The sequence below is a fragment of the Streptomyces sp. NPDC005784 genome (assembly GCF_042871525.1).
Classification (GTDB): Bacteria; Actinomycetota; Actinomycetes; order Streptomycetales; family Streptomycetaceae; genus Streptomyces.
Window position 1 is genome coordinate 364035 of sequence record NZ_JBIAIQ010000004.1, and the last position, 21154, is coordinate 385188.

At 71.9% G+C, this 21154-nt stretch carries 13 protein-coding genes; 5 read left to right on the forward strand and 8 right to left on the reverse strand.

The annotated features are described in order from the left end of the window. Positions 1–105: 105 nt before the first annotated feature. Complete coding sequence (locus ACFYR3_RS09495) at positions 106–1938, reverse strand: DUF6350 family protein (RefSeq protein ID WP_389282266.1); 1833 nt, start codon at positions 1936–1938, stop codon at positions 106–108. Between the two features lie 108 nt (positions 1939–2046). Here ACFYR3_RS09495 and ACFYR3_RS09500 point away from each other — a divergent pair, with 108 nt between their 5' ends. Beyond that, positions 2047–3249, forward strand: a complete 1203-nt coding sequence (locus tag ACFYR3_RS09500) for a helix-turn-helix domain-containing protein (protein WP_389282268.1) — start codon at positions 2047–2049, stop codon at positions 3247–3249. A gap of 76 nt (positions 3250–3325) precedes the next feature. On the opposite strand, the gene sucD is transcribed toward ACFYR3_RS09500, so the two are convergent. The 5 genes from sucD to ACFYR3_RS09525 form a co-directional block, all read right to left on the reverse strand. Continuing rightward, entirely contained in the window at positions 3326–4210 is an 885-nt protein-coding gene (gene sucD, locus ACFYR3_RS09505; protein WP_329301294.1) for a succinate--CoA ligase subunit alpha, read from the reverse strand. A gap of 21 nt (positions 4211–4231) precedes the next feature. Next, complete coding sequence (sucC, locus tag ACFYR3_RS09510; protein ID WP_355844192.1) at positions 4232–5410, reverse strand: ADP-forming succinate--CoA ligase subunit beta; 1179 nt, start codon at positions 5408–5410, stop codon at positions 4232–4234. Between the two features lie 417 nt (positions 5411–5827). Beyond that, positions 5828–7000, reverse strand: a complete 1173-nt coding sequence (locus tag ACFYR3_RS09515) for a VWA domain-containing protein (protein WP_356784098.1) — start codon at positions 6998–7000, stop codon at positions 5828–5830. Then, positions 6997–9786, reverse strand: coding sequence for a DUF5682 family protein (locus tag ACFYR3_RS09520; RefSeq protein WP_389282271.1), 2790 nt, complete (start codon positions 9784–9786; stop codon positions 6997–6999). Before ACFYR3_RS09520 ends, ACFYR3_RS09515 begins: the two co-directional genes overlap by 4 nt. Continuing rightward, positions 9783–10928: an AAA family ATPase gene (locus ACFYR3_RS09525; protein ID WP_389282273.1), complete on the reverse strand. Its 1146-nt coding sequence runs from the start codon at positions 10926–10928 to the stop codon at positions 9783–9785. Before ACFYR3_RS09525 ends, ACFYR3_RS09520 begins: the two co-directional genes overlap by 4 nt. 133 nt (positions 10929–11061) lie before the next feature. On the opposite strand from ACFYR3_RS09525, the gene ACFYR3_RS09530 reads away from it, so the two are divergent. Then, positions 11062–12417 (forward strand): SWIM zinc finger family protein, encoded by a 1356-nt coding sequence (locus ACFYR3_RS09530; RefSeq protein WP_389282275.1) that lies wholly within the window; start codon positions 11062–11064, stop codon positions 12415–12417. An 81-nt stretch (positions 12418–12498) separates the two neighbouring features. Beyond that, a complete protein-coding gene (locus ACFYR3_RS09535; RefSeq protein WP_389282277.1) occupies positions 12499–14121 on the forward strand; it encodes a DUF5691 domain-containing protein in 1623 nt (540 codons plus the stop codon). Positions 14122–14413: 292 nt separating this feature from the next. Here the strand turns inward: ACFYR3_RS09535 and ACFYR3_RS09540 are convergent, their stop codons facing one another. Next, positions 14414–14830, reverse strand: a complete 417-nt coding sequence (locus tag ACFYR3_RS09540; RefSeq protein ID WP_389282279.1) for a cobalamin B12-binding domain-containing protein — start codon at positions 14828–14830, stop codon at positions 14414–14416. Between the two features lie 781 nt (positions 14831–15611). Between ACFYR3_RS09540 and ACFYR3_RS09545 the strand changes: the two genes are divergently transcribed. Continuing rightward, positions 15612–16475, forward strand: a complete 864-nt coding sequence (locus ACFYR3_RS09545) for an alpha/beta fold hydrolase (protein WP_355844175.1) — start codon at positions 15612–15614, stop codon at positions 16473–16475. A gap of 172 nt (positions 16476–16647) precedes the next feature. Beyond that, the gene (locus ACFYR3_RS09550) at positions 16648–18462 is read left to right on the forward strand and encodes a M23 family metallopeptidase (protein ID WP_389282281.1); all 1815 of its coding nucleotides are present in this window, start codon (positions 16648–16650) and stop codon (positions 18460–18462) included. A 150-nt stretch (positions 18463–18612) separates the two neighbouring features. On the opposite strand, the gene pcrA is transcribed toward ACFYR3_RS09550, so the two are convergent. After that, positions 18613–21099: a DNA helicase PcrA gene (gene pcrA, locus ACFYR3_RS09555; protein ID WP_389282283.1), complete on the reverse strand. Its 2487-nt coding sequence runs from the start codon at positions 21097–21099 to the stop codon at positions 18613–18615. Positions 21100–21154 lie beyond the last annotated feature (55 nt).

Sequence of the window (21154 nt, forward strand, 5' to 3'; positions counted from 1 at the left end):
CGCCCGGCAGGAGACCGGTCCGCCACCCGGCTTCCCGGGAACCCCGCCGGATCAGCCGGGGCGAGACCCGGTCCCGGATCAGCCGGAGCGAGACCCGGTCCCGGATCAGAGGGGCGAACCCGTCCCCGGACCACCTCGGCCCGGGTCCTCGGCCCCGCCCTCAGTCGGAGTCCCCGGCTCCTCCGGGATCTCGAAGTCCTTCGTGTGCTCCGGGCCCTCCGGGTGTCCCGGGTACTCCGGATCCTCTGATTCGGCGTGCCCGCTCGCCTTCTTCAGGGCCTCCCAGCGGGTGTCCCTCGACGTCTCCTCGTGCCACCCGACGGCCGTGGCCTCCCCCGGCAGAAGGTCGTACGGCTCGTAGGAGTCGTAGGGGTCGTACGGGTCGAAGTCCTCAAGAACGGACTCCAGCAGCGCGGGTTCGACCCGGGCCGCGGGTTCCTCCCGAGCCGCGGTGGACGGCCACGCCTGCATCGGAACCGGTGTCGGCACCGGCCTCGAGGGGGTGCCCGTCCGCCCCGGCATCCAGTGGGGCATCCGGAGCCGGGGAGTCAGCCCGATTCCGCGCGCGTCCCGGCGGACACCCGCGCCCTTCGCCGCCCCGCGCGCCCGGTCCCTCCACTCCGACGCGCCCACCGCGACGGGAATCCCGACGACCGCCGTCCACACCGCCGTCGCGGGCCCCACCTGCCACCACACCGGCCCGAAATGGGTCAGGGCGCCGACGCCCAGCGGCCCCCCGGCCAGCCCGGCGAGCGCACCGAGCGCGATGCCGCACCATCCGGCGGCGAGTGAGACGACGGCCACCGTCCGCCCGTGCGACCAGGGCTCCTCCCTGCCCGGGGTCCCCCGTACGGCCCCCGCCTTCACCACGAACCACGCCACCGTCACCGCGGCGGCCACCGGCACCAGCCCGCTCAGCCAGGTCGGCGGCGCCCCGGAACCGGCCCCCGGCAACGCGGCGAGCAGCGGAAACGCCGTCAGCAGATCGGCCGTCGTGCGCGTGCCCACGACGGTCGCGGTCAGCGGTCCCGCGACATGACCGGCGCTCAGGACGACACCGGGCCCGAGCCCGTACGCCGCCCCCCACACCGCCGCGTTCGGCACCAGGACCAGACACAGCAGCAGTACGGCGAACCGGCCCGACCACACCCCGGTGAGCTGGACGAACGAGGCGCGAGCCGTGTCGCCGTGCCAGACCAGCGACGCCGCCACGAGCAGCGCCCCGCCTCCGACGAGGACCGCGACCCCGGCCGCGGCGGCCCGCGCCGCTCCGCCGAGCACCCGGTCGTCCACGGCGACGAGACGGCGCACGGCCAGGACCGGACGCACTCCGGTGAGCGGAAGTGGCTCCACGAACCGCTTCCTCCGGAACGGCATCGGCCCCCACGGGCGCCCGTACGCCGTCCAGACCCCCGTTCCGGCGGCGATCACCGCGAGCAGCGGCAGGCAGATCACGGCCCAGGTCCAGGAGGGGCGCAACGTCCCGCCCGAGGCGTACAGCGCGGCGGCCCAGCCGACGGACAGATAGCCGGCCACGACGCCGGCCCACGCCGTACGCGGCGACGCGCCAGAGGTGACATCGGCCGCCTCCCGCGCGGCCCGGTGCAGCAGCCAGACCGGGAGGGCGAGCAGGAGAAGCGGTGTCACACCCACCGGCATCGGCAGGCCGGACAGGGTGTCGGTGCGGATCAACTCCACGCCGTGGGCGAGCAGCCAGAGCGCGGCGGCGACATGCAGCGCTCCGCCCGGCCCGCTGTCCGGGTAGGGCGAGCTGATCCACAGCACCATGACGAGGACGGCGAACGAGCCGAGTCCGAGCCCCGCGGCGAGGGCGCCGCCCAGGAGGCTCGCGGCCAGTCCGGGTGATCGGTCGCGCATCCGGGTGAGCAGGGGCGACAACGAGAGCCTGCGGTCGGTGATTTGAGTCACGGCCCTCATGCTCCCAACGACACGCGCTTTCTCGTCGTAACAGGCGAACCCTGGATGTGTCGCTCAATATGCAGTTATGTACTTTTCCGTACGAAGGGGCACCCTGGGGGATCCGACATGAAACAGAGCCCCGCCACCCCGCTGCCCGCGCCCAAGGAGCGCCGCCGTCTGCGCGAGGACCGGTCGCTGACCCAGGCCGACGTGGCCACCCGGCTCGGCGTCAGCCGGGCGACGGTGCGCTCGTGGGAGACCGGCCGTTCGGCGCCGCGCGGCCGCAAGCGGGAAGCGTACGCGAGGCTGCTCACCGCTGGTCCGGCCCACACCCAGGCCGAGGTGAACGCCCGTCAGGAGGAAATCACCCCCGAGCTGGTGGGAGCGGGGACCGGGGCGGGGACGCGTACGGGGACGGCCCGTGAGGCCCGGTCCGCCGACCGCGGGGAGCGGGCCGCCGGGGGCAGGAAGCGTTCCGCGCGGGCCGGGGAGTTGCTCGCGGAGGACGGGGACTCCGGTCTCACAGAGCCGTCATTGACGCCCGCTCAGGCCTTCGACGCGCTCTACGCGTTCTGCGCCCCCGCCCTCGTACGACAGGCCTATCTGCTGACCGGGCGGCGCGAACTGGCCCGCGAGTCCGTGGAACGCGCGTTCCAACAGGCCTGGTACCGCTGGCCCGAGGTCGCCGTGGACCGGGACCCGGCCGGATGGGTGCGCGCGACGGCCTACGAGTACGCGCTCTCCCCCTGGCATCGGCTGCGCCCGCGCTACCGGCACCCGGAGGCGCCGCCCGCCGGCGCCGCCGACCGCGCGCTGCTCGACGTACTCCTCGAACTGCCGCCCGTGTACCGGCGCACCCTGCTGCTTTACGACGGTGTCGGGCTGGGGCTGCCGGAGACCGCGGCCGAGACGGAGGCGAGCACGCCCGCGGCGGCCAACCGGGTGCTGCACGCGCGCGAGGCCGTCGCCGCGCGGCTGCCGGAGCTGGCGTCGCCGGAGGATCTGCACTGGCGGCTCGCCGAGCTCGCGAGCGCGGAGCGGCTGCGCGCGGCGAAGCCCCGCACGGTCCGCTGGTACGGCGAGCGCCGGGCCCAGCAGTGGACCCGGGCGGCCATCGCCTTCACGGTCCTGCTGATCGCGGTGACCGCCCTGACGCTGGACACGGCCCCTGACCACTACGAGGCTCCCCTCTCCCCGCCGGAGACCATCCACGGCCTGCCGCCCCGGGCCGCCCCCGGGCCGCTCTCCGCGGCGGAGCTGAGGCTGCGGGCCAGGCTGAGGTCCCAAGAGGTGAGCGGACCCGAGCGGATGGTCCCGGAGATCCGCTGACGTCCGGGACGGAGAACGCCGGTGGGCCCGCACCCCCAAAGGGTGCGGGCCCACCGGCGTTCGGTCGAGCGACAGCTCAGCCGGCGAGGATCTCGCGCGCGAGCTTGGCCGTCTCGGTCGGCGTCTTGCCGACCTTGACGCCCGCAGCCTCGAGGGCCTCCTTCTTCGCGGCGGCCGTGCCGGAGGAGCCGGAGACGATGGCGCCGGCATGGCCCATGGTCTTGCCCTCGGGCGCGGTGAAGCCGGCGACGTAGCCGACGACCGGCTTCGTCACGTTCTTCGCGATGAAGTCCGCCGCACGCTCCTCGGCGTCGCCGCCGATCTCGCCGATCATGACGATCAGGTCGGTGTCGGGGTCGGCCTCGAACGCGGCGAGCGCGTCGATGTGCGTCGTGCCGATGACCGGGTCGCCACCGATGCCGACGGCGGACGAGAAGCCGATGTCACGGAGCTCGTACATCATCTGGTACGTCAGCGTGCCGGACTTCGAGACCAGGCCGATGCGGCCCGGCTTCGTGATGTCGCCCGGGATGATGCCGGCGTTGGACTGGCCCGGGGTGATGAGACCGGGGCAGTTCGGGCCGATGATGCGGGTCTTGTTGCCCTTCGACTTCGCGTACGCCCAGAAGGCGGCGGAGTCGTGGACGGCGATGCCCTCGGTGATGACGACCGCGAGGGGGATCTCCGCGTCGATCGCCTCGACGACGGCGGCCTTGGCGAAGGCCGGCGGCACGAAGAGGACGGACACGTTGGCGCCGGTCTTCTCGATGGCCTCGGCGACCGTGCCGAAGACGGGGATCTCGTTGCCGTCGATGTCGACGGACGTGCCCGCCTTGCGCGGGTTCACGCCACCGACGATGTTCGTCCCGTCCGCGAGCATGAGCTTGGTGTGCTTCATACCCGTGGCACCGGTCATGCCCTGGACGATGACCTTGCTGTCCTTGTTGAGGAAGATAGCCATGGCGGTTGTTTCCCTCGTCCCTTACTTCGCAGCCGCGAGTTCGGCGGCCTTGTCGGCCGCGCCGTCCATGGTGTCCACGCGCTGGACCAGCGGGTGGTTGGCGTCCGACAGGATCTGGCGACCCAGCTCGGCGTTGTTGCCGTCGAGACGCACGACCAGCGGCTTGGTGACTTCCTCGCCCTTGTCGGCGAGCAGCTGAAGCGCCTGGACGATGCCGTTGGCGACCTCGTCACAGGCGGTGATGCCACCGAAGACGTTGACGAAGACGGACTTGACGTCCGGGTCGCCGAGGATGATCTCCAGGCCGTTCGCCATGACGGCGGCGGAGGCGCCACCGCCGATGTCGAGGAAGTTGGCGGGCTTGACCCCGCCGTGGTTCTCACCGGCGTACGCGACGACGTCGAGGGTGCTCATGACGAGACCCGCGCCGTTGCCGATGATGCCGACCTCACCGTCGAGCTTGACGTAGTTGAGGTTCTTGGCCTTGGCGGCGGCCTCGAGCGGGTTGGCCGACTCCTTGTCCTCGAGCGCGGCGTGGTCCGGCTGGCGGAACTCGGCGTTCTCGTCCAGCGACACCTTGCCGTCAAGGGCGATGACCTTGCCGGAGGCGACCTTGGCGAGCGGGTTCACCTCGACGAGGAGGGCGTCCTCCTTGATGAAGGTGTCCCACAGCGTCACCAGGATCTCGGCGACCTGCTCGGCCACCTCGGCCGGGAACTTCGCCTGGGCGACGATCTCGCGGGCCTTCTCGATCGACACGCCTTCGTTGGCGTCGACCGGGACCTTCGCGAGGGCCTCGGGGTTTTCTTCCGCGACGACCTCGATCTCCACGCCGCCCTGAACGGACGCCATGGCGAGGAAGGTGCGGTTCGTGCGGTCGAGGAGGTACGAAACGTAGTACTCCTCGATGATCTCGGGCGCGGTCTCGGCGATCATCACCTTGTGGACCGTGTGGCCCTTGATGTCCATGCCGAGAATGTCCGTCGCGCGGGCGACGGCCTCGTCCGGGGTGGCGGCAAGCTTGACGCCGCCGGCCTTGCCGCGGCCACCGACCTTCACCTGGGCCTTGACGACGGACTTGCCGCCAAGACGCTCGGTCGCCTCGCGGGCTGCCTCAGGCGTGTCAATGACTTCACCGGCCAGCACCGGTACACCGTGCTTGGCGAAGAGGTCCCTCGCCTGGTACTCGAACAGGTCCACGCGCGTCCGTCCCTATCAGTGATCTCGCGGTTCGTTGTCTGCGTGGGCGTGCCGCGAAGGGCAACGTGACGTCCGCTGTCACAAGGGTGGCGCACACGATGTCCGAGCGCGCGGCATGTCCGTCTCGCAGGTTATCGCCGTGGGACGTGGGTCCCTAAATCGCAGATCACACCTCAGCGGTGATACCTGTCACAGAACGTCGCCGGACAGTCCCTCACCAGGCCGGGGATTACCCCGTGAGGCCCCTCTGAGCAGCCGCTGAGGGCGCCGCGAGAGTGGTCCCCACCCCCCATGGGGACCACCCGGCCCTTGCGCAGGGGTCCGGTCGGGTGGATCCGCCGGCAATCGGCCGTCCGGGTCCATGAGCCCGCGAAGTCGGTCACCGCCGGATGTCGGTCAGCTGCCACCCGCCCCTTCTCACCGGGTGTCCGGTATCGGCAGTGGCCGCTTCTCGATCGCCGCGGCCATCACCTCGGGGAACAGGTCGGGTGTGCAGGCGAACGCCGGCGCGTCGAGCGCCGCGAGCGCCGCCGCGTGCTCACGGTCGTACGCGGGCGCCCCCTCGTCGGACAGCGCGAGCAGCGTCACGAACTGCACCCCCGACGCCTTCATCGCCGCGACCCGCTTCAGCATCTCGTTGCGTATCCCGCCTTCGTACAGGTCGCTGATGAGGACGACGACCGTGTCGGCCGGCCTGGTGATCTGCGACTGGCAGTACGCGAGTGCCCGGTTGATGTCCGTGCCGCCGCCGAGCTGGGTGCCGAAGAGGACGTCGACCGGGTCGTCGAGCTGGTCGGTGAGGTCGACGACGGCCGTGTCGAAGACGACGAGCCGGGTGGCGATGGACCGCATCGACGCGAGCACGGCGCCGAACACTGAGGCGTAGACGACCGACGCCGCCATCGACCCCGACTGGTCGATGCAGAGGATGACCTCCTTCTTCACCGACTGCGAGGCACGCCCGTAACCGATCAGCCGCTCGGGCACGATCGTGCGGTACTCGGGCAGGTAGTGCTTCAGGTTGGCCGCGATCGTGCGGTTCCAGTCGATGTCGTGGTGGCGGGGTCTGCTGATCCGGGCACTGCGGTCGAGGGCGCCGGTGAGCGTGGCCCGGGTACGCGTGGCAAGCCGCTTCTCCAAGTCCTCCACGACCTTGCGCACCACGGCCCGCGCGGTCTCCTTCGTCGTCTCCGGCATCGCCTTGTTGAGGGACAGCAGGGTGCCCACCAGGTGCACGTCGGCCTCCACCGCCTCCAGCATCTCGGGCTCCAGGAGCAGGGCGGAGAGCCCGAGCCGGTCGATGGCGTCGCGTTGCATCACCTGTACTACGGAGGAGGGGAAGTACGTCCGGATGTCACCGAGCCAGCGCGCGACCGACGGCGCCGACGCCCCGAGCCCCGCCGAGCGGTCCCGCCCCGACTGCCCCTTGCTCCCGTTGCCCCCCTTGCCGTAGAGCGCGCTCAGCGCCCCGTCCATGGCGGCGTCCTGTCCGGAGAGCACGCATCCGGTGCCGTCCGCCTCGTCGCCGCCGAGCACCAGCCGCCATCGCCGCAGCCGCTCGTCGCCGGCGCCCACCGCTGCCTCGGTCATGGAGCCACCCTCACCAGATCGTTGTCGTTGCCGTCACGCGCCCGGTCGTCCGCGTCCTCGCCGCCCGTCAGGTCGTCCGCGTCCTCGCCGTCGCCGTCCCCGGATTCACCCAGCCCCAGCAGCAGGCTCAGCAACGGAAGTACGGCGTCCGCGCGCCCGGTGTCGAGGTCGGGGGCGAACCCGGGTATGCCGGAGCCGGAGCCGGTGACCTCGGCATCCGTCCGCGGCGCCGGGCCGCGCCGGACGAGTTCGCCCAGCGTCCTGCGCACCCCTGTCTCGTACGCCGAGAACGTCCGGCGCAGCAGCGGCAGCACATCGGTGAACGCCTCCGTCGGCACCCCGGTCAGCCACGCGTCCACCAGCCCGAGCAGCCGCTCGTCGTGCACCAGCAGCATGCCGCCGCCGGAGCCGCCCCCGACGAACCCCTCGATCCACGCGGCCGCGTCCGCCGGCTCCGTCCCCGGCGACAGCACCAGCCCCATGAGCCGCGCGGCCTCCTCCTGCGCCAGCTCCCCTTCGTCCAGGAGCAGTCGAACCGCCCGCCCCCTGACCACCCCCGGCACGGTGTCCCGCGCGGCGAGCACCCGCAGCACGGAGTACCAGCGCCCGCGGATGCCGCCAGCCTGAGCTCCGTCGCCGGGCGAAACGGTCCCCGCGGTCGCCTCCCCCAGCATTCCCACCGCCCCGTGCACGGCGTCGACGTGGCGGCGCATCTCCTCGGCCGCGTCGCCGTCGAGGGCGGCGCAGGCCGGCGGGAGACCGACGAAGACACGCTCGGCGAGGCCGGCCGCGACATCGGCGAGGGCGTGGGTGTCCGTGCCGCGTACGTCGCCGTAGCGCAGGGAGCGGACGAGTGCGGGCAGGGCCTGCGCGAGGTGGCCCACGTCCGCGTCGAGGGCGGCCCGGTCGGCGAGCACCCGCATCACCACGGGCAGCGCGTCCGGGAGTTCGGCGAGGAGGCAGCGCTCGGCGAGCGCCGTGACATCGGCCAGCGAAGGCGCGCCGACGGCATCCGCCTCGGCCTTGGCCGTCGCGGCGGCCAGAACGGTCGTGCCCCACACGCCGGCCTCGGCGACCCGCACCGACAGCTCCGGCTCCCAGCGGAGCCGCCAGGTCTCCCGGAAGGTGCCCGTGCTGCCACGGGACATCGCGGGCTCGCCCCACGCGATACCGAGGAGCCGCAACCGGTGCAACAGCGTGCTGCGCCCCGCGTCGGTCTCCTTGCGCAGGTCGAGCTCCATCTCCCGCTCCAGCGCCTCGGGTCTGAGCCGCAGCCGCCGCTGCGACCGCGTGAGGTCCCGCTGCAACGGCACCGCCGGGGCGGACTCCGGCACCTCCCCCAGCACATCCCCGACCACGAGCCGGTCGCGCACCAGCGCCAGGGGCACGTCCGAGCCCTCGCACATCACGGCCCGGACGGCGTCGGTCGTCTCGGTCAGTCCGGGCAGCGGGCGACCGCGCATCGCGGCGAGCGTGTCGGCCAGCCGCACCGCCTCGATGACGTGGGCCGACGACACGCCCCGGTCCTCGTCGCGCAGCAGCCGGGCCACCTTGGTCATCCACCGCGCGACCGGACGGTCGGGGGCGCTGAACAGATGCCCGTACCAGCCCGGCGAGTCGATGCCCGCCCCGTACCCGCTGACCCGGGAGAGCCGGCGGTGTGTCCAGGGCACCCAGGTCAGGTCGACCTTGGCCTTGGGCAGGCCCTTGAGGAGTGCCCGGTCGGCGCCGACCGTGGTCCGCTGCCGCAGCGCGGGCACGTGCCAGGCCCCGCACACCACGGCCACGTCGTCCCCGAACTCCCGCTGCGCCGCCCGGATCTGGAGCCGCATGTACGCCTCGCGCACCAGGTCCCGGTCGTGTCCCCCGACCCCGAACGCCTCGCGCAGCGCTCCCATCGCCTCTTCCAGCACGGCGAAGGGCGCGAACGGATCGCCCGCCGTCCCGGCCCGGTGCTCGACCACGTCCTCCCACCAGCGCTCCGGGTCGTCGTAACCGGCCGTCTCGGCAAGCACCGCGAGGGGATCGATCCGCACGGCCGCCGCGTCGAGGGGACGATCGACATCACCGGCCGCGTCCGGCCGTCCGGGATCACCTGCCGGGCCGAGATCTCCACCCGGGCCGGAGGCACCCGCTGGGCCGGGATCTCCTACCGGAGCGAGATCACCCGCCGGGCCGGAGGCACCCGCTCGGCCGGGATCTCCTACCGGACCGGGATCACCCTCCGGACGGGAGTCGACCGCCAGGCCGGGGTCTCCTTCCGGAGCTGGGTCTCCCTCCGGACCGGGGCCTCCCCTCGGACCGTGATCTCCCCCCGTGCCGGGCGCGTCGGGGTTCCCGGGCGGGGCCAGGGTCGTGAGCGGGGTGCCGCCCGGCGCGCCGCGCTCCGGGTCCGTCTCTTCCTTCCCCCAGGCCAGGGTGTGGGCCGCCGGAAGGTCGATGAAGCGGGCCGCCGCTCCGTGTTCCAGAGCCCACTGGATCGCCACCCACTCCGGCGAGAACTCGGCCAGCGGCCAGAAGGCCGAGTGACCGGGCTCGTCCACGACATGGGCGAGGAGCGCCACGGGGGGCCGCATGTCCTTGTCGGCGGCCAGCGGGACGAGTGCGTCCGCCTCGGGCGGCCCCTCGATCAGTACGACCCTTGGAGCCGCCGCCTCCAGCGCGGCCCGCACGGCCCGCGCCGACCCGGGCCCGTGGTGCCGCACACCGAGCAGCAGCGGCCCCGTGCCCCGGACCGTCACCCCGTCCTCCGGCGCGGGCGGCCCGGCGTCCCGCTCCGCGCTCATGCGCTCACCTCGCGGCAGGCACGGTAGAAGTCCTTCCAGCCGTCACGCTCGCGGACGACCGCTTCCAGGTATTCCTGCCAGATGACGGGGTCGGCCGCAGGGTCGCGCACGACGGCGCCGAGGATGCCGGCGGCGACATCGCCCGCCCGCAGGACGCCGTCGCCGAAGTGGGCTGCCAGAGCAAGGCCGTTGGTGACGACGGAGATCGCCTCGGCCGTGGACAGCGTGCCGCTGGGCGACTTCAGTTTCGTCCGCCCGTCGGCCGTGATCCCGTCGCGCAGCTCCCGGAAGACGGTGACGACGCGGCGGATCTCCTCGACGCCCTCGGGCACGGCGGGCAGGTCGAGGGAGCGGCCGATCTGGTCGACCCGGCGCGAGACGATGTCGACCTCGGCTTCGGCGCTCTCCGGCAGCGGCAGCACCACCGTGTTGAAACGGCGGCGCAGCGCGCTGGAGAGTTCATTGACCCCGCGGTCGCGGTCGTTGGCCGTGGCGATCAGGTTGAAGCCGCGGACGGCCTGCACTTCCTGGCCCAATTCCGGTATCGGCAAGGTCTTTTCGGAGAGAATCGTGATCAGGCTGTCCTGAACGTCCGCGGGAACGCGGGTCAGTTCCTCGACGCGGGCCGTCATGCCCTCGGCCATGGCCCGCATGACGGGACTCGGCACGAGCGCGTCCCGGCTGGGCCCGTGCGCGAGCAGCTGCGCGTAGTCCCAGCCGTACCGGATGGCCTCCTCCGGCGTGCCGGCCGTGCCCTGCACGAGCAACGTCGAGTCGCCGCTGACCGCGGCCGCCAGGTGCTCGGACACCCAGGTCTTCGCGGTGCCGGGCACACCGAGCAGGAGCAGCGCCCGGTCGGTGGCGAGGGTGGTGACGGCGACCTCGACGATGCGGCGCGGCCCCACATATTTGGGGGTGATCACGGTGCCGTCCGGCAGTGTGCCGCCCAGCAGATAGGTGGCCACGGCCCAGGGCGACAGCAGCCAGCGCTCCGGGCGGGGCCGGTCGTCCTGCGCTGCGAGCGCGGCGAGTTCGGCGGCGAAGGCGTGCTCGGCGTGCGGCCGCAGCACCTCGCTCGGCCGGCTCGGCCCCCTCTCTCCCGCGGGTGTGTGAACGGACGTCGGTCCAACGGACACGGTCATGGCTCGGTCCCCCTCCAGCTCGGCCGGTTCGGATCTGGTTCCACCGTGCACCACGCCACTGACAATGCGCCCTGACCTGCGAAAACGTGCTCGCGAGGATCGATTGTCAGTGGTGGGACCTACCTTCGATGACATGACACAGCAGGCGGTGCGCTGGACGGCGGATCAGGTGCTGGCACTGGCGCCTGACGCCGCGTCACGCAAGGCGGGGAGCAAGCTCGGCGCGGCCGGACCGTGGTCGGAAGCGGGCAGTACTGAGGAGGGGACGGTATGGGGACTGTGCAGGGGAAGTGGCAGCAAGCCGTATCAGACGGTCATCGACATCGCGGACTCGACGGGTCCCGCTTACAAGTGCAGTTGCCCGAGCCGGAAGTTCCCGTGCAAGCACGCGCTGGGGCTGCTGCTGCTCTGGGCGGGCGCGGACGGCGCGGTGCCCTCCGGGCAGGCGCCGGACTGGGCCGCCCAGTGGCTGGAGGGAAGACGCAAGCGCGCCGAGGAGCGGAGTGCGGCGGGCGGGGGATCTGGAGCTTCCTCGCCGGGTGATCCCGAGGCGGCGCGGCGCCGGGCGGAGCGGCGGGCCGAGCGGATCACCGCGGGGGCAGGCGAGTTGGAGCAGCGGCTGGCGGACCTGCTGCGCGGCGGCCTCGCCTCCGCCGAGCGGGCGGGGTACGGGATGTGGGAGGAGACGGCGGCCCGGATGGTCGACGCGCAGGCACCCGGTCTGGCGGCGCGCGTGCGGGAGTTGGGGGCGATCCCCTCGTCGGGACCGGGCTGGCCGGTGCGACTGCTGGAGGAGTGCGCGCTGCTGCACCTCCTCGACCAGGGCTGGCTGCGGCGCGAGCGACTGCCGGACGGACTGGCCGCGACGGTGCGTTCACGCGTCGGGCTGTCCGGCTCGGCGGACGGCCCGACGGTGCGCGACCGCTGGCTGGTCCTCGCGCAGTACGACACGGCTGACGCCCGGCTCACGACACGCAGGATCTGGCTGTACGGCGCGGAGTCCGGCCGCACCGCCCTGCTCCTCTCCTACGGCGCGGCGGGCCGGGCACCCGAGATGGCGCTTCCGGTGGGGCTGGCCTTCGAGGCGGAGCTGTCCGCGTACCCGGGCGCCGGTCAGCTGCGGGCGGCGCTGGGCGAGCGGTTCACTCCTCCGGCCCCCGCGGCGATACGTCCGACGGGGCTGACCACGCCCGAGGCCGCCGCCCGTTACGGAGAGGCCCTGCGCGCCGACCCGTGGCTGGACTCCTACCCGGTCACCCTGGAGCGGGTCGTCCCGACCCCGGACGGCGATTCATGGCAACTCGCCGACTCCGATGGCGGGTTGGCTCTTCCTCTCAGTCCTTCTTCGCGGTCCCGCCCTGATCTGTGGCGTCTGGTCGCCCTGTCCGGCGGCGCACCGGTCACGGTCTTCGGCGAGTGCGGCCACCGCGGCTTCACTCCCCTGACGGCATGGCCGCAGGGCGAGTGCGAGGCGGTGCCCCTGTGCTGACCGCCGTCGTCACCGTCGTCACCCCGACCGCCGCCGTGGCGGCCGGCCGCCACTGATGCCCTCCGTCCGGAAAGGACGTTCATGAACACGACCTCGGCTTCGGCGGGCGCGCCCCTCGGCGGTTCCTGGGAGGAGCTCGTCACCGTGGCGCTGCTCGGGACCGAGCGACGTACGCCTCCGGGGCACCGCCCTGGGCAGCAGGCTCCGGTGGCGCTGCTGGACGCGGCCGCCGTGGAGACCGTGCGCAGGCGGGCCGGAATACGGCCGGCGCGGGCGGCGGCCCGTCCGGAGCCGGCGGCGCCGGACGCGCGGACCGCGCTGCCGCCCGCCGCGGCCCGCAGACTGGCGACGCTGCTGGCGGACCGCCCCGGCACGGGCGGCGGTGGCCGCAGAGGGGCGGCGCCCGATCTCATGGAGCTGCTGCCCCAGTGGCTGAGCCTCGCGAACGCGCGCGGATTCGCCGCACCCCCGCAGACCCTTCCGGCGCTTCTCGACGCGGCCCGGGGGCGCACGGACCTGCGCCCCGCGGCGCTGGCCTTCGCCGGACCGCAGGCGCTGTGGCTGGCCCGGCTGAACCCCGAGTGGCGGTTCGCGCTGCGCTCCTCGCCCGGCGGCGGGGCCGCGCTGCCGGAACCGGAGGAGGCCGATCACGTACAACGACTGTGGCAGGAAGGGCTGTTCGCCGAGCGGGTCGCGCTGCTGGCCGCGGTGCGGGCCAAGGACCCGTCCGCCGCGCGCGAGTTGCTGGTCACGACCTGGACGACGGAGCGGGCCGAGGACCGGCTGATGTTCCTCGACTCATTGCGGTCCGGACTGTGCGCCGAGGACGAACCGTTCCTTGAGCGGGCCCTGGCCGACCGCAGCCGCAATGTACGGGCGACGGCGGCCGAGTTGCTGTCCGCGCTGCCGGGCTCGGCACTCGCCGCCCGGATGGCGGCCAGGGCCGTCTCGTGCGTGGCCGTCGACCGTACGCGCGGCACGCCCGTGATCGTGGTCGAGGCACCGCACGAGTGCGACGCGGCGATGGAGCGGGACGGGGTGGTACCGAAACCCCCGGCCGGTCGAGGTGAACGGTCGTGGTGGCTGGGCCAGTTGGTCGAAGCGGCACCGCTCGGGACCTGGCGGGAGCGGCTCGGCGGGCGTTCGCCGCAAGAGATGGTGGCACTGCCCGTGGCGGACGACTGGCAGGGGGAGCTGCATGCCGCGTGGTGCCGGGCGGCGGTGCGGCAGCGCGATCCCGGGTGGTCGAGGGCGCTGCTCGGGGCACCCTCCGCTCCGGAGGCCGGGGGGCCGGGGGCGGTGTCCCTGGCCGAGCGGGCCAAGCTGCTCGCCACTCTGGGCGCCGGGGAGCGCGCCGAGTGGGTGGCCGGGTTCATCGGAACGCACGGGCTGTCCGAGGCGTTCCAGCTGCTCGGAGTGTGCGCGGTGCCCTGGGCGGGAGACCTCGGGCGGGCGGTGGTCGACGCGCTCGACATCGCGCGGGACGCGGGGAGCTATCCGTGGAGCTTCAGCGGGGTCATGGGGCTGGCCGAGCGCTGCCTCGATCCCGCGGAGGCCGGGCGTCTCGAAGGCCTCACCTCGGTCCCCGACGAGTCGGAGCACGCGGCACCGGGGGCCGGCGGCTACTGGGCCGAGGCGTTCCAGCGACTCGTGACTACCCTGCGACTGAGGGCAACCATGTCCGCCGAACTCACGGCGCCATGAGCTCCGCCCACCGCCCCGCGCGCAAGCGGCGACACCCCGCCCCGCCCGAGGCCACGGCCGGCACGGCAGGTCGACCCGCACACCGCCCTGGCCCGGGCCGCACGGCACCCCGCAGAGCGCCCTGGCCCGGGCCGTATGTCGACCGGCACAACACCCCCGCACCTCGGACACCGAAGAGCCCCGAGAGCCCCGAGAGTACGGAGAACCCGAAGTTCTCCAGCGCTGAAACTCTCCCGCGCTGGAGAATGCCGAGGGCCATCGGTGTCCGGACGGCGGCAAAGGTGCCCGGCGGCTATGCGCCGGCCGGCTGCCTGACGTTTGCCCGTACCCAGTCCACGATCGACACCGTCGTCGCGCCCGGTGTGAAGATCTCCGCGACGCCCTTCTCCTTGAGGGGAGCGATGTCCGCCTCGGGGATGATGCCGCCACCGAAGACCTTGATGTCCGACGCTTCGCGCTCCTTCAGGAGTGCGATGACGGCCGCGAAGAGCGTGTTGTGGGCCCCGGAGAGGATGGACAGACCGATCGCGTCGGCGTCCTCCTGGATCGCGGTGTCGACGATCTGCTCGGGGGTCTGATGAAGCCCGGTGTAGATGACCTCCATACCGGCGTCGCGCAGCGCCCGCGCGATCACCTTGGCCCCGCGATCGTGGCCGTCGAGCCCCGGCTTGGCCACCACCACGCGGATCGGACCGGCTGCCACACCCATCACTGCCTCCATGAACCGACTACATCAACCTGCACCGACGAGGACTGCCGACACATGCGTACGACCACCGACCGACGACGGCCGACCACTGATCGATAATTTACCGATTGACCAGCGCTGACTACCCGCTGTCACCAACAGGCGTCTGTCGACCGTGCCGACTACTGACCATCGACACATATCGCTTATTTTTCCGCTCGCCACACCGGATCGCTCCGGATCACCGATCGCGTCAAGCGGCACAGGCGCCCCGGGCCCTTTCGGCCGGGGAAGTGAACGAACGTTATCGCCAGCATCCCGCACCCGGCAGTTTCGCGGTGGAGACCGAGGGGGAAATCACACACTGGGACAAGTTCGCCGCGCACGGTTCCGTATCGCGGAACTGGCGCCGCAGGGAACTGCGGCGTACGGGCCACGGCCGGAGCAGGCGCAAGAAGAGCCGCGATCAGGTGGCCGCACCATCGTGTCGTCAGCGGGACGGCGTGGTGCTGGGGCACATCGGCGACGGCACGACAGCGGGGAGCGACGCCGGAAAGAGGACCACGGGAACACGAAGACGACTCCACGCCACGACGCGACGCACGCGCATCCAGCGCGGCGGCCCGTCGCGGAGCCGGAGTCGATGTCGTATCCCTCCCCCTCCGGCCGAGCACTCCGTAGCGTCACCGGTCTCACACGCCGCAGACGCGCCGTCGGCCACCGCCGTCGCCGACCTCACGGCTTTCCACTAGGGCACACGGGGGACGGAGTGGTCCTCCCGCGTGCCGACTGGAGGTCGGCCATGAAGGTCGTTGAGGCTGCGTCGCCCTTTCTCCCCCTCTGCCAGCGCCTGTTTCCGACGAAACTGGCGGGGCTGTCCGTGGCCCTCCTGAAGGCAACGGCTCTGGAGCTCGCGATTCTCGCCGGGCACCTCCTCCTCTACCCCTCCGGCATCACCCAGGAACGCCGCACCGGACACCCGCTCCCCTCACCCGACGTCGCCGCCCAGCTGCCCACCGAGGCCAAACCACCGGTCGTCCTGCTGCACGGCTTCATCGACAACCGCTCCGTCTTCGTCCTGCTGCGCCGCAACCTGGCCCAGCACGGCAGGCAGCACATCGAGTCCCTCAACTACTCGCCGCTGACGTGCGACATCCGCACCGCGGCGGAGCTGCTGGGCCGGCACATCGAGGAGATCTGCGAGCGCACGGGTCATGAGCAGGTGGACATCGTCGGGCACAGCCTCGGCGGGCTGATCGCGCGCTATTACGTGCAGTGCCTCGGCGGCGACACCCACGTCCGCACACTCGTCACCCTCGGCACCCCGCACTCGGGCACCCGCGTCGCCCCTCTGATGAACGCGCACCCCATCGTCCGGCAGATGCGCCCCGGTTCCGCCGTGATCGAGGAACTGACCGGGCCCGCCCCGGGCTGCCGTACGCAGTTCGTCAGCTTCTGGAGCGATCTCGACCACCTGATGGACCCGCTGGAGACGGCCTGCGTCGAGCATCCCGACCTGCTCGCCCAGAACGTCCGCGTGAGCGGTGTCGGCCATCTCGCGCTGCCCGTGCATCCGGCCGTCGCCACGGGGATCCGGCAGGCACTCGACATCGAGGTGTCCGGGACCCGTACCGCCGCCCGGATCGGCGGCCTCACGGTGGCCTGAGGGCGGCACGCGAGAGACCTGAGGGTGGACCGGGCGTGGGCTGAGGGCGGACTGAAGGCGGACTGAAGGCCGTCCGACAGCCCTCCCACGCCCCTCCCACACCCCCACCGTTTCGAACGTTTATCGAACGCCAGGCCAAGGCCTTGCCCGCCCTCCCCCGAAACACGGCCGAATGCCCGTTTCCGACGAAGGGGAAACCTGCCGAAGATTGTCGCGCCCGCATACCGCCGGGTACAGTCACCGCACTGCTCTGCCAGCCCCTGTTGTCGAGGCGAAAGAGAAGTTGGTGAACGACCGTCACTCGTCGGGGATCGTGACTCCCCCGGCTCCGGCTTCCGACGCCGCCTCGGCGCTCTACGCGCCGTACGGTGCGCAAGAAGCCCAGTACGGTGACTTCACCGCGTACGGCGACTACTCCGCCACGAATTTCGACTCGGGCGCGAACGCGGCCACCGCAGGCTCCTACTCCGGTACGGATTTCGCCGGTGACCCGCTCTTCGGCAATATGCCGGGCGGAGGCGGCGGCACCGGTTCGTACGACGCCACGCAATGGAACGCCGCCGCCCAACAGCCGCTGAACTACGACCCGTACGCGGCGCAGCACCAGGCCGCCTACGACACCGGCGCCCACGACGCGACGGCATGGGCGAACGGCTACCAGCAGCTCGCCGACATCCCCGCGCAGCATCCGGGCCCCGACGCCTCGGGCCAGTGGGACGCGAACGCCTGGATCCAGCCCGAGCAGCCGCTCGACGGGACCCAGCAGTGGACCGTGCCGACGCAGCAAACGGGAGCGTACGACGCCACGCGGTGGAACAGCGCCGGCGGCCAGGACGCGTACCAGGCGTACGAGCACCAGCAGCACGAGTCGTACGAACAGCGGCACACGCAGGCCGAGTCCTACGACCAGCAGCACTCGCAGAGCGAGTCGTACGAACAGCGGCACGCCGAGTCCGAGTCGTACAACCCTGATCCCACCCAGCTCGACATGACGTACGAGCGGCAGCCCGATCCGGGGGCTCAGGTCCCCTTCGACCAGCAGGCGACCGCCACCTTCGACCAGGCGACCCACGGTCAACTCACCTCCGACGAGGACGAGTTCGACGACGCCGACGACTTCGCGGACACGGCCGACCCGGACGACGCGTACGACCCGTACGACGAGGGGCGCGAGAGGCCGCTCCTCGACGACATGGAAGAGATCACTCCGGCCCGGCGTCCCGCGACGCGGACCACTTCCCGTGCCCGGCGCCGCAGCCCCGCGAAACGTTCCGCTCTGCTGACCGTCGCGGTGCCCTCGGTCTGTGTGATGGGGGTCGCGGGAATCGCCGCCGCCTCCGTGGGCGGCGTCGGCGGTCTCGGTGGGGACAACTCGAAGGACACGACGGCCAGCGCCTCCGACGCGACCTCGGTGAAACCGTCGGCCGCCAACATCAAGCTGGACACCCAGCTCCAGAGTCTCTCCGCGGGCGCGGACGACTTCGCCGACCGGGCGAGCCGCACGCAGGAACGTATCGACCTCAAGGCACAGCAGGCGACGGAGAAGAAGAAGGCGGCGGAGGAGGCGGCCCGCAAGGAGCGGCTGCGTCCGAAGTTCGTCCTTCCGGTGACGCAGCGGGGCCTCAGCGCCTACTTCGGCCAGGCCGGCGTCAACTGGATGTCCGTGCACACGGGCATCGACTTCCCGGTCTCCTACGGGACTCCGGTGATGTCCGCGATCGACGGCACCGTCCGGACGCAGTGGAACAACGCGTACGGCAACATGATGATCGTGACCGCGATGGACGGCACGGAGACGTGGTACTGCCACCTCTCCTCGTACAAGGTTCCCTCCGGCACCACCGTGAGGGCCGGCGACCAGATCGCCTTCTCCGGGAACTCCGGCAACTCGACCGGCCCGCACCTGCACTTCGAGGTCCGTCCGGCCGGCGGTGCGGCGATCGACCCGCTGCCCTGGCTCCGCAGCCACGGCCTGGACCCCACGTAACAACTGGGCGCACGTACAACCAGGGGCGCACATGGCACCCCGGGGTGCACGTGACAACTCGGGGTGCGAGGGGTGGCCGACCGCCGGGCCCCGGCCGTCCTCGGACGGCCAAGGGTCACCGCGATCCGGTCCCGCGAATGATCTCGCGGGCTACAGCTTCTCCACCGGCGCATACCGCAGCAGCAGCCGCTTCGGCTTGGGCTCTCCGAAGTCGACCGTCGCCTCCGCGTTCGCGCCCGTCCCCTTCACCCCGACGACGGTGCCGAGGCCGAACTGGTCGTGCGTGACCCGGTCCCCGACGGCCAGCGAGACCACCGGCTTCTCGGAGACACCACGGCGGGTGGCGAACCCGGAGGCACCCGAGGCCGCGGACCGCGAACGCGAGGACGAGAGGGAGGCGGCGACACCGGAGACCGGACCGGCCGACATGGGCGCGGTCGCACCCGTGCGCTTCCAGTCCAGATGGGTCGTCGGGATCTCCTCAAGGAAGCGGGAGGGCGGGTTGTACGAGGGCTGCCCCCAGGCGCTGCGCATCGACGACCGGGTGAGGTAGAGCCGCTCCCGCGCGCGCGTGATGCCGACGTACGCCAGGCGGCGCTCCTCCTCCAGCTCCTTGACCTGTCCGAGGGCGCGCATGTGCGGGAAGACGCCGTCCTCCATGCCGGTCAGGAAGACCACGGGGAATTCGAGGCCCTTGGCGGTGTGCAGGGTCATCAGGGTGATGACGCCGTTGCCGTCCTCCTCGTCCGGGATCTGGTCGGAGTCGGCGACGAGCGCGACGCGCTCCAGGAACGCGGCGAGTCCGCCCGCATTCTCGCCCTCACCGGTCTCCTGCTCGAACTCCAGGGCCACGGCGGCGAGTTCCTGGAGGTTCTCGACCCGGGTCTCGTCCTGCGGGTCGGTCGAGTTCTGCAACTCGGCGAGATAGCCGGTGCGTTCGAGGACGGCCTGCAGGATGGTGGCCGGGCCCGCGCCGGACTCGACGATGGTGCGCAGGTCCTCCATGAGCGTGTTGAACCGCTTGACCGCGTTGGTGGAGCGCGCGGCCATGCCGTAGGCCTCGTCGACGCGACGCAGCGCCGCCGGGAAGCTGATCTTCTCGCGCTGCGAGAGCGCGTCGATCATCGCCTCGGCGCGGTCGCCGATCCCGCGCTTGGGCACGTTCAGGATGCGGCGCATCGGGACCGAGTCCTCGGGGTTGGACAGCACCCTGAGATACGCCAGGACGTCCCGGACCTCCTTGCGCTCGTAGAAGCGGACGCCGCCGACGACCTTGTAGGGCAGGCCGACGCGGATGAAGACCTCTTCGAAGACACGGGACTGCGCGTTCGTACGGTAGAAGACCGCGACGTCGCCGGCCTTGGCCTCGCCCGCGTCGGTGAGACGGTCTATCTCGTCGGCGACGAACTGGGCCTCGTCGTGCTCGGTGTCCGCGACGTAGCCCGTGATGTTCGAGCCCGCGCCCGCGTTGGTCCACAGGTTCTTGGGGCGGCGGGACTCGTTGCGCTCGATGACCGCGTTGGCGGCGGACAGGATCGTCTGGGTGGAGCGGTAGTTCTGCTCCAGGAGGATCGTCGTCGCGTTCGGGTAGTCCTCCTCGAACTGGAGGATGTTGCGGATGGTCGCGCCGCGGAAGGCGTAGATCGACTGGTCCGCGTCACCCACGACGCACAGCTCGGCCGGGGGCAGGTCGAACTCGCTGGGCGGTACGTCCACGGGATGCTCGGAGGTGCCGACGAGCTCCCGCACCAGCGCGTACTGCGCGTGGTTGGTGTCCTGGTACTCGTCGACCAGGACGTGCCGGAAGCGGCGGCGGTAGTGCTCGGCGACGTCCGGGAAGGCGCGCAGCAGGTTGACCGTGGTCATGATCAGGTCGTCGAAGTCGAGCGCGTTGGCCTCGCGCAGCCGCGACTGGTACATCGCGTACGCCTGGGCGAGGGTCTTCTCGAAGCCGTCGGTTGCCTGAGCGGCGAAGTCCTCCTCGTCGATCAGCTCGTTCTTCAGGTTCGAGATCTTGGCGCTGAACGACTTCGGGGGGAAACGCTTGGGGTCGAGGTCGAGATCACGGCAGACGAGCGCCATCAGACGCTTGGAGTCGGCCGCGTCGTAGATCGAGAACGACGAGGTGAAGCCGAGCGTCTTGCTCTCGCGGCGCAGGATGCGGACGCAGGCGCTGTGGAAGGTCATCACCCACATCGCGTTGGCGCGCGGGCCCACGAGCGCCTCGACGCGCTCCTTCATCTCGCCCGCGGCCTTGTTCGTGAAGGTGATCGCGAGGATCTGGCCGGGGTGGGCGTTGCGCTCGCCGAGCAGATGCGCGATCCGGTGGGTGAGCACCCGGGTCTTGCCGGAGCCGGCGCCGGCCACGATGAGCAGCGGGGAGCCGGAGTGCACCACGGCCGCGCGCTGGTTCTCGTTCAGTCCGTCCAGCAGTGCCGCCGGGTCCACGGCGGGCCTGGGCGCGCCGTCGCGGTAGTACGCGTCCCGGCTCGGCGGCATGTCGAACTTCCCGCCGAACAGATCGTCCGGAACCGGCTCCGGTACGTGATCGTCATCGGGCGGCGGCGGGTGTTCGTCCTCGTGGGCCCCGGAGGGCTTGAGGTCCGCCAGGAAGCTGTCGTCAAAGAGGCTGCTCATCGCTCTCCGAGTCTAGGCCGCCCCACTGACAGCCCGCCGCCACCCCGGAAACTCG

Excerpts from the sequence above, each read along its gene's own strand:
- ACFYR3_RS09495 (WP_389282266.1), bottom strand. The coding sequence starts at position 1,938 with ATGAGGGCCGTGACTCAAATCACCGACCGCAGGCTCTCGTTGTCGCCC.
- ACFYR3_RS09500 (WP_389282268.1), top strand. The coding sequence starts at position 2,047 with ATGAAACAGAGCCCCGCCACCCCGCTGCCCGCGCCCAAGGAGCGCCGC.
- sucD (WP_329301294.1), bottom strand. The coding sequence starts at position 4,210 with ATGGCTATCTTCCTCAACAAGGACAGCAAGGTCATCGTCCAGGGCATG.
- ACFYR3_RS09515 (WP_356784098.1), bottom strand. The coding sequence starts at position 7,000 with ATGACCGAGGCAGCGGTGGGCGCCGGCGACGAGCGGCTGCGGCGATGG.
- ACFYR3_RS09520 (WP_389282271.1), bottom strand. The coding sequence starts at position 9,786 with ATGAGCGCGGAGCGGGACGCCGGGCCGCCCGCGCCGGAGGACGGGGTG.
- ACFYR3_RS09525 (WP_389282273.1), bottom strand. The coding sequence starts at position 10,928 with ATGACCGTGTCCGTTGGACCGACGTCCGTTCACACACCCGCGGGAGAG.
- ACFYR3_RS09530 (WP_389282275.1), top strand. The coding sequence starts at position 11,062 with ATGACACAGCAGGCGGTGCGCTGGACGGCGGATCAGGTGCTGGCACTG.
- ACFYR3_RS09535 (WP_389282277.1), top strand. The coding sequence starts at position 12,499 with ATGAACACGACCTCGGCTTCGGCGGGCGCGCCCCTCGGCGGTTCCTGG.
- ACFYR3_RS09540 (WP_389282279.1), bottom strand. The coding sequence starts at position 14,830 with ATGGGTGTGGCAGCCGGTCCGATCCGCGTGGTGGTGGCCAAGCCGGGG.
- ACFYR3_RS09545 (WP_355844175.1), top strand. The coding sequence starts at position 15,612 with ATGAAGGTCGTTGAGGCTGCGTCGCCCTTTCTCCCCCTCTGCCAGCGC.
- ACFYR3_RS09550 (WP_389282281.1), top strand. The coding sequence starts at position 16,648 with ATGCCCGTTTCCGACGAAGGGGAAACCTGCCGAAGATTGTCGCGCCCG.
- pcrA (WP_389282283.1), bottom strand. The coding sequence starts at position 21,099 with ATGAGCAGCCTCTTTGACGACAGCTTCCTGGCGGACCTCAAGCCCTCC.